The 12,867-nt window shown below is 69.1% G+C and carries 18 protein-coding genes and 2 pseudogenes; 9 read left to right on the top strand and 11 right to left on the bottom strand.

What is annotated here, in order from left to right:
* Positions 1–142 precede the first annotated feature (142 nt).
* A complete protein-coding gene (locus B072_RS0105280; protein WP_018528891.1) occupies positions 143–940 on the top strand; it encodes an ABC transporter permease in 798 nt (265 codons plus the stop codon).
* Between the two features lie 45 nt (positions 941–985).
* Here B072_RS0105280 and B072_RS0105275 read toward each other — a convergent pair whose 3' ends face one another.
* The 4 genes from B072_RS0105275 to B072_RS0105260 all read right to left on the bottom strand — a co-directional run bounded on the left by B072_RS0105275 (position 986) and on the right by B072_RS0105260 (position 3,235).
* Complete coding sequence (locus B072_RS0105275) at positions 986–1,996, bottom strand: phosphotransferase family protein (protein WP_018528890.1); 1,011 nt, start codon at positions 1,994–1,996, stop codon at positions 986–988.
* Between the two features lie 60 nt (positions 1,997–2,056).
* Positions 2,057–2,671, bottom strand: a complete 615-nt coding sequence (locus B072_RS42475; RefSeq protein ID WP_018528889.1) for a hypothetical protein — start codon at positions 2,669–2,671, stop codon at positions 2,057–2,059.
* A gap of 120 nt (positions 2,672–2,791) precedes the next feature.
* Positions 2,792–3,004: a hypothetical protein gene (locus B072_RS0105265; protein WP_026245472.1), complete on the bottom strand. Its 213-nt coding sequence runs from the start codon at positions 3,002–3,004 to the stop codon at positions 2,792–2,794.
* Positions 3,005–3,040: 36 nt separating this feature from the next.
* Positions 3,041–3,235 carry a hypothetical protein gene (locus tag B072_RS0105260; protein ID WP_018528887.1) on the bottom strand — a complete coding sequence of 65 codons (195 nt, stop codon included), beginning with the start codon at positions 3,233–3,235 and terminating at the stop codon, positions 3,041–3,043.
* Between the two features lie 385 nt (positions 3,236–3,620).
* Here B072_RS0105260 and B072_RS42470 point away from each other — a divergent pair.
* Positions 3,621–4,118: pseudogene (locus B072_RS42470) on the top strand (transposase); the annotation flags it as partial.
* A 246-nt stretch (positions 4,119–4,364) separates the two neighbouring features.
* On the opposite strand, the gene B072_RS0105250 reads toward B072_RS42470, so the two are convergent.
* Positions 4,365–4,556, bottom strand: coding sequence for a hypothetical protein (locus B072_RS0105250; protein WP_018528886.1), 192 nt, complete (start codon positions 4,554–4,556; stop codon positions 4,365–4,367).
* Positions 4,557–5,168: 612 nt separating this feature from the next.
* Here B072_RS0105250 and B072_RS48600 point away from each other — a divergent pair.
* A complete protein-coding gene (locus tag B072_RS48600) occupies positions 5,169–5,333 on the top strand; it encodes a hypothetical protein (protein ID WP_018528885.1) in 165 nt (54 codons plus the stop codon).
* Here the strand turns inward: B072_RS48600 and B072_RS49750 are convergent.
* Complete coding sequence (locus tag B072_RS49750; protein ID WP_018528884.1) at positions 5,330–5,473, bottom strand: DUF6233 domain-containing protein; 144 nt, start codon at positions 5,471–5,473, stop codon at positions 5,330–5,332. The genes B072_RS48600 and B072_RS49750 overlap by 4 nt on opposite strands.
* A 548-nt stretch (positions 5,474–6,021) precedes the next feature.
* Between B072_RS49750 and B072_RS48025 the strand changes: the two genes are divergently transcribed.
* Complete coding sequence (locus B072_RS48025; protein WP_158689153.1) at positions 6,022–6,501, top strand: hypothetical protein; 480 nt, start codon at positions 6,022–6,024, stop codon at positions 6,499–6,501.
* A 33-nt stretch (positions 6,502–6,534) separates the two neighbouring features.
* On the opposite strand, the gene B072_RS48020 is transcribed toward B072_RS48025, so the two are convergent.
* Both B072_RS48020 and B072_RS0105230 read right to left on the bottom strand, forming a co-directional pair.
* Complete coding sequence (locus B072_RS48020) at positions 6,535–6,672, bottom strand: hypothetical protein (RefSeq protein WP_018528883.1); 138 nt, start codon at positions 6,670–6,672, stop codon at positions 6,535–6,537.
* Positions 6,673–6,876: 204 nt separating this feature from the next.
* The gene (locus B072_RS0105230) at positions 6,877–7,086 is read right to left on the bottom strand and encodes a hypothetical protein (RefSeq protein ID WP_018528882.1); all 210 of its coding nucleotides are present in this window, start codon (positions 7,084–7,086) and stop codon (positions 6,877–6,879) included.
* Between the two features lie 141 nt (positions 7,087–7,227).
* On the opposite strand from B072_RS0105230, the gene B072_RS0105225 reads away from it, so the two are divergent.
* The gene (locus B072_RS0105225; protein WP_234018796.1) at positions 7,228–7,548 is read left to right on the top strand and encodes a hypothetical protein; all 321 of its coding nucleotides are present in this window, start codon (positions 7,228–7,230) and stop codon (positions 7,546–7,548) included.
* Between the two features lie 10 nt (positions 7,549–7,558).
* On the opposite strand, the pseudogene B072_RS48595 reads toward B072_RS0105225, so the two are convergent.
* Positions 7,559–7,732: pseudogene (locus tag B072_RS48595) on the bottom strand (IS5/IS1182 family transposase); the annotation flags it as partial.
* Between the two features lie 264 nt (positions 7,733–7,996).
* Between B072_RS48595 and B072_RS0105215 the strand changes: the two are divergent.
* Positions 7,997–8,581: a hypothetical protein gene (locus B072_RS0105215; protein WP_018528879.1), complete on the top strand. Its 585-nt coding sequence runs from the start codon at positions 7,997–7,999 to the stop codon at positions 8,579–8,581.
* Here B072_RS0105215 and B072_RS0105210 read toward each other — a convergent pair.
* Positions 8,578–8,868: a hypothetical protein gene (locus B072_RS0105210; RefSeq protein WP_018528878.1), complete on the bottom strand. Its 291-nt coding sequence runs from the start codon at positions 8,866–8,868 to the stop codon at positions 8,578–8,580. The two genes, B072_RS0105215 and B072_RS0105210, sit on opposite strands and share 4 nt — an antisense overlap.
* Positions 8,869–8,973: 105 nt before the next feature.
* Here B072_RS0105210 and B072_RS0105205 point away from each other — a divergent pair, with 105 nt between their 5' ends.
* Both B072_RS0105205 and B072_RS0105200 read left to right on the top strand, forming a co-directional pair.
* Positions 8,974–9,468, top strand: coding sequence for a glutathione peroxidase (locus B072_RS0105205; RefSeq protein WP_018528877.1), 495 nt, complete (start codon positions 8,974–8,976; stop codon positions 9,466–9,468).
* Positions 9,469–9,636: 168 nt separating this feature from the next.
* Positions 9,637–10,290 carry a class I SAM-dependent methyltransferase gene (locus tag B072_RS0105200; RefSeq protein ID WP_026245469.1) on the top strand — a complete coding sequence of 218 codons (654 nt, stop codon included), beginning with the start codon at positions 9,637–9,639 and terminating at the stop codon, positions 10,288–10,290.
* A gap of 2 nt (positions 10,291–10,292) precedes the next feature.
* Here the strand turns inward: B072_RS0105200 and B072_RS0105195 are convergent, their stop codons facing one another.
* Positions 10,293–10,739, bottom strand: a complete 447-nt coding sequence (locus B072_RS0105195; RefSeq protein ID WP_018528875.1) for an SsgA family sporulation/cell division regulator — start codon at positions 10,737–10,739, stop codon at positions 10,293–10,295.
* 494 nt (positions 10,740–11,233) lie between these two features.
* Here B072_RS0105195 and B072_RS0105190 point away from each other — a divergent pair, with 494 nt between their 5' ends.
* Positions 11,234–12,835 carry an ATP-dependent DNA ligase gene (locus B072_RS0105190; RefSeq protein ID WP_018528874.1) on the top strand — a complete coding sequence of 534 codons (1,602 nt, stop codon included), beginning with the start codon at positions 11,234–11,236 and terminating at the stop codon, positions 12,833–12,835.
* Positions 12,836–12,867 lie beyond the last annotated feature (32 nt).

The following is a 12,867-nucleotide window of genomic DNA, read 5'->3' as shown; positions in this document are numbered from 1 at the left end:
TACGGCCGGGCCGGGCGGCACGGCTCTCTCCGGGCCCTGGACGTCCTGGGGCCGTGTGCAGGTTGGCGGGGCGGCCGTGGGGGCTTCCTGGGAATCGTGGGCAGGTCTCTTCGGGCCCGCCCGCACCTCCTAGGCTGCTGGCGTGCATGATCCCGCCACCGCCGCGTCCGCCCTCCTCCCCGTCAACGCCACCCTGGCGGCGGCCCTGGTCGCCCTGCTCCTGGTGGCCGTCACGGTGGCCGCGGTCTTCCGGCTCGCGCCCGACGCGTCGTGGCGCCGGGCGCGCGACATCGCGGTGGCGGGCGTCCGGGCGGCCCTCCAACTGGGCGCGGTCTCCTTGGTGATCGGCTGGGTCGTCCACCACGGCGCGGCGCTGCTCGCGTTCCTGCTCCTCATGTTCACCGTGGCCGCGCGCACGGCGGGTCGCCGTCTCACGCGGGACCGCAGCTGGGTGTGGGCGGCGTTGCCGATCGCGGCGCCGGTGGCTCCCGTCGTCGGCGCCCTCGTCGCCTGCGGCCTGATCCCCCTGAACGGCATCGCCCTGATCCCGATCACGGGCATCCTCATCGGCGGGGCGCTCACGGCGACCGTCCTGGCGGGCCGCCGCGCCCTCGACGAACTCGAATCCCGCAAGGGCGAGGTGGAGGCCTGCCTGGCGCTCGGCCTGCTCCCCCGCGAGTCCCGCCTGGAGATAGCCCGCCCGGCGGCCTCCGACGCTCTCCTCCCCGGCCTCGACCAGACCCGTACGGTCGGTCTGGTCACCCTCCCCGGCGCCTTCGTCGGGATGCTCCTGGGCGGCGCGTCACCGGTGATGGCGGGGGCGGTCCAGCTGTTCGTCCTGGTCGCGTTGTTGGCGGTGCAGGCGGTGGCGGTGGCGGTGACGGTGGAGCTGGTGGCATGGGGAAAGCTTCGACGGCCCGGCCTCGGGGCAGCGACGTGACCGGGCACGGTGCATCGGAGGAACGCACACTCGCCCCCCTTCCCCTCAGCCGTATCTGCTGAAGAGCGCTTCGAGATAGTCCTCCAGGCGCTGTGTCAGCACGGCCGGCGTCAGGTCCGTTCTGCCGAGTTCCCGCCAGGGCTCAGCGACCTTCTCCGCGTCCGGTGCGAAGGCCAGGGCATCCAGCACACGCCAGTACAGGTGGTCGGCCGGGGCGTCGCTGAGCGTTCCGCCGACCGCGAGGTACCGATCCGCCAGTTGCATGCCGACGGGCACTCCGTGCAGCAGGGCGAGCGCGGTGGAGCAGTGGGCCACGTCCAGGTCGGCAGGCCCCCAGGACGTCTCCACCCAGTCCACGACACCGGTGACGGTCAGACCCGCTCCTTCTCCGGTGAAGAGCACGTTCCCGGGGTGGAAGTCACGGTGGAGGAAGCACGACCGGTGAGCCGGCGGCGGACGGCGGATCACCTCTACGGCACGCTGCCACACGTCCATGCGACGCGAGCTCTCGGGAAGCCGCACCCGCTCCGGACTCGTCCATGCCTGGTACGTACGCGGCCGGTCCCCCTCCGGAACGCGCAACCCGTGAATCACCGCGAGCTGCCGAGCAAGGAGCTCTGCCCTCCGCTCGATGTCCGGTGCGTCGAGCCTGACGCTCCCCGGCAACAACGACATCAGCAGCGACGGGTGATCGCAGTTCTCGGCCGACGCGTCCACCCCGTGAAGACGAGCCGCCGGCACGGCGGTACCCGCCAGCAGCTGGAGAATCTCGGCTTCCCGAGTGAGCAGCCCCTTCGCGTGCTTCACGAAGAACGGCCTGACGAACGACCGGAGCACGAGGGAGTACGGCTCTTCCTCCCCCGGGATTCCCTGGCTCCCCTCGATCCTCTCGACATCGAGGCGGCGCATCTGCGACGTCCATCCCCCGCGCAGTGTTTGCACGGCACGGATCCGCTCCCCGGGACGCAGGCTCCCCTCCACCCACGCACGAGTGTGGGACCAGCCCGAATCATCGACGTCAACCCCGGCGACCGCCGAGCGCTCCTCTTCACCCATGGCCGTAGCCTAATGATCACGAAAGACGCGCTGCGGCGGACCCTCATCAGCCGTCGTCGTTCACATCAGAGTTCCGGCACCATCGGCCCCCTCTGCGTGACCGGCCGAGCGGATCAGCTCGCCCAACCTGCCGAAGGGGACCGGACCGGCTGCGATGCGCCGCACTGTGGCCAGTCCTGCCGTCTTCTGATTCAGTTCCGCGATCGTGGCGCGTGAAGCCACGTAGAACTCCCACTGGGAGACGTCCAGCGGGTCGTATTCCTCGTGCCGCGTCGCCGTGTGCACCGCAAAGACGTACGCATCAGCGTTGTGCGTCGGCTCGCCGGAGAACCCGTTGGCCGAGGTCCACTTACGGCGCTTCTCCACGGAGAAGGTGACCCGGGACAGCTCGCGCTGCTCCCAGGACTGGAGGTAGGCACTCGCCTTCACTTCGACCCGCAGCCCGTCGTCACCCTCCACGTCGTAGCAGTCCCACTCATCCGGCCGGGTCGTACTGCCCAACGCCGTGTGCACGAGGTACTGCGCGAGGAGGCCGCGCGACGTGTTCGTGACCAGGTTCGGCACCGAGTACCGCCAGAAGTCCATGACGGTTTTGCCCGCCAGGCCGATGAACGGCTCACCGCCGGTGAGCTGTACCGCGCGCGCTGGTGCGCCCCATGGCTTCTCCTCCGACATGGCAGCCCTTCCATGAGGCGGATCGCTGTGGACAGCACCGTAGGGCAGCCCGAGCGGCAGCGTCGACGACGGCCGGCTCGCCCGGTAAGTGCGCCGAGGCCGCACGCGTCGCCCGCCTCGTCACACCGCCCCGTACTCGTGAGCGCACCCTCCGCACCAGACGATGTGCGGCGAGTCCCCGAGCACGAGGCTCTCCGCGTCGTCGAGTCCGGCCCGGCGCAGGAACTCGATCAGGTCGCCGTCGCTGTGCGCGAGCCCCAGGCTCGCGGATCCGACCGTGACACGGCGCCCGCCGCTCGGGGACGGGCGGTGCACGACTATCGCTAGTCCCATGTCACCAGCCCGCCGCACTCGAGCCCGGCCACGACATCACGACTGCTCCTGCGCCCGTCGGCGCAGCTCCGCCTTCGCCGCCGGGCTGAGCCGTTCACCGGCCAGCAGGCGCGACAGGCGCAGCAGGCGCCGCCGCAGAACGGTGCGGCCGGGCTGCTCGGCGAGCTGCTGGTAGGTCGCGGTCCACTCCTGCTGTGTCTGTACGAGGTCATCGGTGATGGTGTTCCGCATGACACCGACTAGAGCACATGTTCGATTTCCCAGGCAAGCGACACCTCGGCACGCGCCGGGCCGCCACGGTTGAGTACTGAGGGAGGCCGCCCCCTAGGGAGCGGGGAGCACAGCGGCATCCCCGTCATCGGCATTCACGCTCACTGCCCGCGTCAGAACAGGGACAGATCGCGAGCCTCGTAGCCAGTGAGCCCCTGCCACCGTCGACAGACCATCCCGCGCGACGGAACATCAGGAAACCCGGTACAGGAGGCGGGCGGTGGCGGAGCAATGCTCAGGACTTGTGGATCGGTTCCGGGGGCATGCGGAGGGCGTACCTTCCCGAACTGATCCGTAAGGTCTCCGAGTAGGCCCGCGTTGCAGCGCGGATCGGGAAGGCACGCCCGTGCTCAGCGTAGTCACCGACGACGGCTCGACCCAGTCCGGCTCCCTGATCGATGAGATCGTCCGTGAAGGCGCTCGGCGGATGCTGGCTGCCGCGCTGGAGGCGGAAGTCAACCATTACATAGCCGAGTTGGCTGCCGAGACCGACGAGCGCGGGCACCGCCTCGTGGTCCGCAACGGCCACCACCCGCCCCGAACCGTGGTCACCGCCGCAGGACCCGTCGAGGGCGGGGTCCCGCGGGTGAACGACCGCCGAGTCGGCGAGGCCACGGGCGAGCGCAAGCGGTTCTCCTCGAAGATCCTCGCGCCGTGGTGCCGCAAGTCGCCGAAGGTCTCCGAGGTGCTGCCACTGCTCTACCTGCACGGATTGTCCTCCGGGGACTTCGTCCCCGCGCTGGAGCAGTTCCTCGGCGGCACCGCCGGTCTGTCCCCGGCCACCGTCACCCGGCTGACCAAGCAGTGGAGCGACGACCACGCCGCCTTCCAGGACCGGGACCTGTGTACGCGGCCTCGATCAGGCTCCGGTAGGCGGGCGCCCACGGATAGGGCAGTTCGCTCGCCTCCGTGCGAAGGCGCTGCCACTCCTCTTCCGTCTGGCGCGCGTACCCAGCGTCGGGATGTCACCCATGGTGGACCATGGACACCCTCAAACCCTGTCCATAACTTCGGCTCGAACCACCAGCCCTCGCCTCTGGGCAGGTGAGCAACATTCTCGGCGAGCGCCACGGCGACCGGGTACTCCACCTCAGGCCCACGCGTCCGGGCCGCCGCCACGCCACTCGATCAGCGCCGAGCGCACAACGTCGACCTCGTCGAAGGACTGGAGCCCGGCCTCCTGCATGAACCGGGCAACATCCTGGGTGCTGTAGGCGCGACCGAGGATCGTGCCGTCGATACGGACGCGCCGGCCGCCGGCCTCGTCGGGCGGGTAGATCACTACGGGCTGCGGGGGGAGACCATGTCCCCAGCGCGCGAGCGTGAAGTGGCGGGCGCAGCTCGGGCTACTCCGTCGACCGCAATCGGCAGCTGGTGGGGCGGGCGCGACTCCCCAGCACTACCCGCCCCACCCAGCCGTGCCGCGCGCTGATGGCGTGCATGGAATGCATGCACCAAGCGGGCCGGGGGCGGCGGCACTGTCGGCAGGTGCCACCGCATGGCTCTGCCCAACAGCGTGAACGGCGTGGGCCTGCAATGCAGTGCTGCAAACGAAGTGCGCGGGCCGGATTGCGAAGCGGGGACACCGGGGTGTTCCCCGGCCGCCAACGGCCGAGGAGCGTCTGCCGTCGGCCGCGCACGGGGTCTGGGTGCACGGCCGACTTGGCACTACCGGCCTACGCCCGCGTACGGATGCGGGCCGAAAGTGGTCCCCGGCCGCCGACGACCGAGGCACACAGTCCACCCAGCGTAAGACAGCTCGTGACCGTCACACCCGCTCAATCCAGCACGCCGAGCGCGGTGTCCGGCAGGCAGTGGCCGAGCATTAGCCAGTCCCCCGGAACCGGCCGTTGAGAACAGACGTCGAGAAGGATGTGACGAGGGGCGGCGCACGATGAGCGATGTGGTGATGTTTCTTGAGTGGATGATCGACCTCGCATTCCTGGCGGTCGTCCCCACCATCGTCGGCGGGGCAATCGTGTTGTCGTTGGTCGGGTTGACCGTGTGGGCAACAGCCCCGATCCGCCGACGACGGCGCGCCCGCTCCAACGACAGCTAGTCGAGCACGCCGAGCGCGGTGTCCGGCCGGCAGTGCGGGCACTCATCCACGCCCGCGGCGAGGGCCTGCCGCGCCTGATCCCGCGTCGCCGCGCGCGACCGCTTCCCTGCCATGTGGCAGCCGCCGACGTGGACGTACACGGCGCGGTGTCCTCGGGGCCGCACTCGATGAGCCAGTCCGGATCGGGCGGCCGGAGCGCGGCGGCGCGGGCCCGGCCTGCTGCCTGCTCCTCTTCGTGCGCTGTCCACCTCCGAGTGCGCGCGAGGTCTCGCTCCTGCACGCGTTCGAGGAAGCGCAGGAGTCCGAGGCGGGAAAGCGGAGCGGGATCGTTCACATGTTCAAGTTCGAATCGGCGGGTGAGCACCAGCCCAACACCCATGGGGAGGGCGCTGAGCATTGTCCGCGAAGTTCGATGACCGGTAGGTTCGCGCGAACGGCGCTTGCGTGCACTAGGACTGCTTGGCGATGGAGGGGGACCGTGTCGGACGCTGTCTACGGCCTACTTGGGGCCCTGGCCGGCGCGATCGTCGCAGGCGCCGCTACCTTCTACGGGCCCCTTCAGGTACAAAAGCGGGCACTCCGAGAGGCATCAGCGGAGCGCCAGTCGACTCTTGCTTCTGCGGCGGCGTCTCGGCAGTCCGAGTCGCAGCGCGCTCAGGTCGCTCGAGTCGTGCAGGTGCGTAAGGCCATGGCCGCATGGGACAACCTCCTATGGCGGACCTTCCGCCTGCTCGAAAATGGAATCGTCGATCCCATGGTGTTCAGCCAAGCGGCGGAGCAGGTGCGCACCGATGCGAGCACGGCTCTCTACGAGGCACTCAATGACGGCTTGTACATCCCAGGAACGCAAGGTAGTGATGGTCGTGAGTGGCTAGAGTTTGGCGACTATCCGGACCTTCGAGACGATCCCACAGAATCGCGATGGGTCCTGGACAAATTCGAGGAAGCCACAGAGGCACTGAATGCCATGATCACCAAAGTTGACGACCGCGACGTGGCCCATGACAGCGACGCCTGGATAGGACTCTGGGAGGAGACGAGACATCACCTCGTAAGAGCTCATAGGTGTCGAGCTGATCTTTCACATGCGCTTATGCGACACGTCGAGGTCATTGCAGATATCACCACGATCGCGCCCCGTGACGGTGACAGAACAGGGCCTGCTTGACGCGCAAATCTGTCCAGTGCCATTCCGCCCTACCTACTCCTCCGGCTTCGGAGGGTGGCGGGTGACCTGCCGGAGCTGGTTCTCGACCTCGAATCGGTTGAGGTCGTGCTCGGCGGCGTACGCGGTGACTGCGGCCTGAGCCTTCGTCGCCGCCCTCACCTCGTTCCGCATCCGCTCCCCCCGGAGACCGCCTCCGCGCCACACTCTCTCCATGGACGCGGGCTTGGCAGCAGTGCTCGGGGCACTGGCAGGCGGCATTGGCACCACCCTGGCCGGCATGGCCGCTGGATGGGCCTCGCGGGAGCAAGCCAGGATCACAGCCAGAGCGGAGCACCGACGTCTCAGCCCAGTCACCTCCGCGAAGGTCACCTTGACTCAGCGGATCGGATCGACGAACCGCTGTCCGCTCACCTGGACTTCGGCTTGGATGTCGCCGACCGGGCGCACCCACCAGGCGTGATCCACGTTGGTCTGAAGGAAGAGCGTGCGGCCGGAGCGGAGCAGCTTGCGCAGCGGTGCGTACTCCTCCCTCTTGAGGATCAGGGTCAGCTCGATCGCGTCGCCCTTGCAGCCCTCGGACAGCACCTAGGGGCTGTCCGAAGGGCCGTGTGACCTGATCAGGGCTGTGGCCTAGGTTCGCTGGACCAAGGGGGTCGCATGCCACGTGATACAGCCGCAGTGGGGATGAAGGGGATCACGTTTCCTGCCTGGCACGGAAAGCACTATGTGACCCTGGCCGAGCTGCTGGTTCGCCTCGGTAGCTTCGGCCTGGACGTGACGTGGCGCGTCCAATTCGACGAGATCGTCGATCCTCGCTGTGTCGAGATGGCGAGAAGGTCCGCTGACGCAGGGATGGACACGTTGACGCTGTTGTCGTTGACGACGCCCTTCCTCCAGTTGATCGACGCCGAAGCACAGGGGTTCGCCGAGGACAAGCTGGTGCTCGTCCTGACCGAATTCGACAGCTCCTCGTGGGACGTCAGGGCTGTCGACGAGCGCGTACTCAGCGACCTTCGCCGCCGCTACCCGGGTGCCAAGGACCTCTGAACGGGGCGCTTCACTGCGACTGCGGACGGATCCATCGGCGGATCGCGACCACTGCGACCGTCCCGTAGAAGCCGTACGCCCTCCTCTCGAAGCGCGTGGCGATGGCTCGGAAGTTCTTGAGTCGGTTGGTGGTCCGCGGGAGCGTCACACGACCCATCGGACACGCCCTAGCCCCGCCGCCGCTGCGGCACGTCGCGGCAGCACCATTTCTTGCGGTCGAGGGTCCGAAAATCATGGCATGTACTCGACCGGCTTAGTACGGTGAGGATCTTCGAACGCAGGCGCGGGACAGAATACGGGGACTTACGCCATGACGGGCGAGCCGGACAGGACGCCATTACACCCACCGATGCCGTCGCAACCGCCACGGCCCACGCCGCCTGAGCCACCGGAGCCTAGCCACGGGCCGCCGAAGTGGTCCTGGTGGGTTGTTGGCATCCTCGTGCCTGTGCTTGGCGTGCTCGCGACGCTCTTCACCCAGAGCAGCAACAAGGACTCCCGCGACGACGGCCCGGCCGCCGGGTCCTCCACGGCGACGCGGGAGTCAGTGAGTCCTGAGCCGGCGGCGACGACCGACCCGAGCGGGGCGGCGGACGCGAGCGATGATCCCGCCGACGGTGACCTGACGACGCTGTCGCCCTCCCCGTCGCAAACGGCGGTGGCGAAGATCCTCAAGACGGGGGACTTCACGCTGCCCGAAGGGCACAGTGCTGATCTCGAACATGGCAACGTCGGAGAGTCAGTCAAGGCCCCGGACATGTCGTGGCCGGGAGGTGTCTCCTATTCGGCTATGAACGGACGCGTGGGCCAGCCCCGCGGCGGCGCCACCGCGAAGACATGCGCCGCCGCGCTCACGGACGACGACGTGGCGCAAACCGTTGAGATCAGTGACGGGAGCGAGGGGCTCTGGTACTGCATGCCGACCAGTGCGAACCACCTCGCCGCTGTTGAGTGGCTCGGCACCGGCGAGAAGGGCGAGCGATTTCACTACATCGTGTGGGACGTGCCCGCCCCTTCTTCTGACGACAGCTAATCTTTGCGCCGCTGCTGCGGCACATCGCGGCAGCGGTCGATGCCCCGGCGCGTGGGGCGGTCGTTGGGGTTACGCGGCGTCCACAGCACGGTGACCACGGTGCGGCTTGCGTAGTCGACGGACAGGGTGATGCGACCGCGCCGGTAGTACAGACGCCCCGCCGTGCAGCCGGGGAACGTTCGCTGCGGATGAAGCAGCCCGGCGCGGATCTCCTCCGGATCGGGCGCCATGTCGACGGCGCGACGCAGCGCATGCTTGCTGATCGTCCAGGCATCGGCACTCTTCACGGCCGTCTCCCAGAATGAACGCGTCCGCCTCAGGCAGAGAGGGGGCGCCGTGCTCGGCAAGGGCTGGACTCAGTCACAGCGCCGCTGCGGCGTACGCTCCGGACCATGACCGTTTACGACGCAGTAGAGATCGACCGCCTCCAGGGCGGTTCCGCCGATCTGGGTCAGTACCTGGGCAAGGCCGTCCTGATCGTCAACGTCGCCTCGAAGTGCGGCCTCACCCCGCAGTACGCGGGCCTGGAGCAGCTGCACGAGCAGTACGCGGGGCGCGGCTTCACGGTGCTCGGAGTGCCCTGCAACCAGTTCATGGGCCAGGAGCCCGGCACCGCCGACGAGATCGCCGAGTTCTGCTCGGCGACGTACGGCGTGACGTTCCCGATGACCGAAAAGGTGGACGTCAACGGGGCGGACCGGCACCCGCTGTACACGCGTCTCGTGGAGACCGCGGATGCCGAGGGGCACACGGGCGACATCCGCTGGAACTTCGAGAAGTTCCTGGTCGGCCGCTCCGGTGAGGTCGTGGCCCGGTTCGCGCCGCAGACCACCCCTGACGCGCCCGAGGTCGTCGCCGCCATCGAGAAGGAGCTGGACGCGAGCTGACGCGGACCACTCCTGGTTCAACCGGGCCGCCCTGCCTTCCGGTTCACGTCTGTCGGTGCGGTGGGGCGGTCGCTCTGTGTTCGGGGCCTTCAGCTCTTGCCCGGGGGCCGTTGGACGTGGAGGGTGGCGTTTCTCCTCGTCTCGCGGCAACGATGAGGCATGTCGTCCATGCGCGATCTCGACAGTCAAGTTCCCTATTGGGATGCGGCCTCGGCCACCAAGACGTTCACTCATCCGCTTCATCTGCCCTGGCTCGAGGGAGTGGACAAGCACGCCGCTGTCCTCGACTACGGATGCGGGTACGGCCGGACTCTGGAGGACCTCGGGCGGCGCGGCCACGACCGTCTTGCCGGGGTCGACACCTCGCCGGGGATGATCGAGCGGGCTCGGGTGCTGCTTCCCGGAACGCAGTTCGCGGTACTGGAGGCACCACCGAGGGTGCCTTGGCCCGACGCCGGTTTCGATGTGGTTCTGCTGTTCGCCGTGCTCACCTGCGTCCCGGGCGATGACGCCCAGCGCCGGTTGGTCGCCGAGGTCGGCCGCCTCCTCAAGCCCGGCGGGATCCTCTATGTGAGCGATCTTCTGCTGCAGGGCGACGAACGCAATCGTCGGCGCTACGACCATTGCGCCGGTTCCTTCGGCGGCTACGGCGTGTTCGAGACCAGCGACGGCGCGGTGTGCCGCCATCACTCGCGCGAGTGGCTTTCCACGCTGCTCAGCGCGTTCGAGAGCGTCGCCGACCGGACCATCACCGTGGCGACCATGAACGGCCACGAGTCGACGGGGATCCAGATCCTTGTCCGGAAGCCCGGTACGGCGTGACGTCAAGCGGTGAGGTCCTCCTCGGGCCCCAGCAGCGCGGCCAGTGCGTGGTCCACGTATCCCGTCATGTCTTCTTGGCCTGCCGGGACCAGCGCGTACGTACGGCGCAGAAAGCGTCTTAGGACCGAGGTGTCGAACTGGACGATCGCCAGGCCCTCCGGCGCGCGCAGTTCCACCACGGTGCGGGCGCGGCCGCACGGCCAGGCGTGGACGTCGCCCCATCCCGTGGGCGAGCGCAGGCCCTCGTCGAGGAGCGAACGCGCGAAGGCCCAGGTCACCTCGGTGCCGGCCAGCGTCACCTCGGGCGGGAAGACGAGGCCTATCGCGAGCGGGTCGGCGGAGGCGTACGTCAGACCGACGGTGACGGCACGTTCCGGGCCCGCGCCCCCGGCGGTGACGAGGCGGGCGTGAGCCGGCTGTTCCAGCGTGACGGGCAGGGTCGTCGGCATGGCGGGCTCCCTTTCTGCTTCTGCTGCGCTGCGTGTTCCTGATACCGGTTCGACGCGACAGTGGGGAGATGTATTACGGCGTTTCGCGAAGAAACTATGTGACGTGCGCCACTCACCTCTCCATCATCCAGCACGTGTCAATTGCGGTGGCAAGCTCCCCAGCATCCGGATTACCGGTATTTGAGTGAGTGGTTCTCGCCGGTCCGCAGCCGGCGCCGCCTACGCCCGCTCGCTGACCGGCAATCCCTGGCTCGCCGACGATCTCGTCGCCAAGGCGCACTTCCGGGTGTGGCGACGGCTTGCCGCTCCCGCCAGCCACCCCGCCCGAAGCAACCCCACCCAGCTCCCCCACCACACCCCCGTGGCTGGGCCCCTCTGGATCTGCCGTACGACCTGTGCCACTCCAGCCGCCTCCACCTCGTCCGACCCCGCAAAAGTCACCCCACACGCCCCACCCCGATGCGCCGCCCCACCCCTCGTTGCACCATGGCTACATGCTGTTCGCCCGGCTCGCTCAGGTGTCCCAGGAGGTGGCCGCCGCCTCGGCGCGGTCGCGGAAGATCACGTTGCTCGCCGAGTTGTTCCGCGACGCCTCGCCCGACGACGTCCCGATCGTCATCCCCTACCTGGCGGGACGCCTCCCGCAGGGGCGGCTCGGAGTGGGCTGGCGGGTGCTCGGTGATCCGGTGGCGCCCGCGGACCGGCCCCGGCTCAGCGTGCAGGACGTCGACGCGGCGCTGACCGTCATCGGGGACGTCTCCGGCACCGGCTCGCAGGCCGAACGCAAGCGTCTGGTCGGGGAGTTGATGGGCGCGGCGACAGCGGACGAGCAGCGGTTCCTGTTCGGGCTCGTCACCGGCGAGGTCCGTCAGGGCGCCCTGGACGCGGTCGCTCTCGAAGGGCTCGCCCGGGCGACGGACGCTCCCCCGGCGGACGTGCGGCGCGCGGTGATGCTCGCGGGCGGGCTGCAGCCGGTGGCGCAGGCGCTGCTCGCGCACGGGCCCGGCGCGCTCGAAGGTTTTCGGCTCACCGTGGGGCGACCGGTGCTGCCGATGCTGGCGCACACCGCGGGGTCGGTCGGCGAGGCGCTCGACAAGCTGGGGGCGTGCGCCGTCGAGGAGAAGCTCGACGGCATCCGCGTACAGGTGCACCGGGACGGCGACGACGTACGCGTGTACACCCGCACGCTGGACGACGTCACCGAGCGGCTGCCAGAAGTGACGGCCTGCGTGAGGGAGTTCGCGGGCGAGCGGTTCATTCTCGACGGCGAGGTGATCGCGCTCGACGAGAACGGGCGGCCGCGCCCCTTCCAGGACGTGGCCGGACGGGTCGGATCACGCGTCGACGTGGCCCGCGCCGCGGCGGCACTGCCCGTCTCCCCCGTCTTCTTCGACGTGCTGTACGTGCCGGACGCCGAGCAAGGGAACGAGGGGGAAGGCTGGCAGGGCGGGCAGGACCTGCTCGACCTGCCGTTCGCCGAGCGGCACGAGCGCTTGACGCGGCTCGTGCCGGAGCCGATGCGGGTGCGCCGGTACGTCGTGGAGGACGGTGGAGACGAGCGGCAGCGGGCCGCCGCCGAGCGGTTCTTCGCGGACACCATCGGGCGCGGGCACGAAGGCGTCGTGGTCAAGGGCGTCGACGCCGCGTACAGCGCGGGCCGCAGGGGCGCGTCCTGGCTGAAGGTGAAGCCCGTGCACACCCTGGACCTGGTGGTCCTCGCCGCCGAGTGGGGGCACGGGCGGCGCACCGGCAAGCTCTCCAACCTGCACCTGGGCGCCCGGCGCGACGACGGCTCGTACGCGATGCTCGGCAAGACGTTCAAGGGCCTCACGGACGCGCTCCTCGACTGGCAGACCGTACGGCTGCGGGAGTCGGCGGTCAGTGACGACGGTCATGTCGTCATCGTGCGGCCCGAGTTGGTCGTCGAGATCGCCTACGACGGACTGCAGCGGTCGACGCGCTATCCGGCGGGCGTCACGCTGCGGTTCGCCCGCGTCGTGCGCTATCGCGACGACAAGACGGCGGAACAGGCGGACACGGTCGAGAACGTGCTCGCCGCGCATCCGGACGTGCTGCCGCCCACGCTCGACGACTGACCGTTTCTTTGCCAAAAGATGAGCCGTATAAG

The organism is Streptomyces sp. HmicA12, assembly GCF_000373565.1.
In the GTDB taxonomy this organism is placed as follows: domain Bacteria; phylum Actinomycetota; class Actinomycetes; order Streptomycetales; family Streptomycetaceae; genus Streptomyces.
The sequence above is the reverse complement of the archived record's forward strand: the minus strand, read 5'-3'. Positions and strand labels throughout refer to the sequence as shown.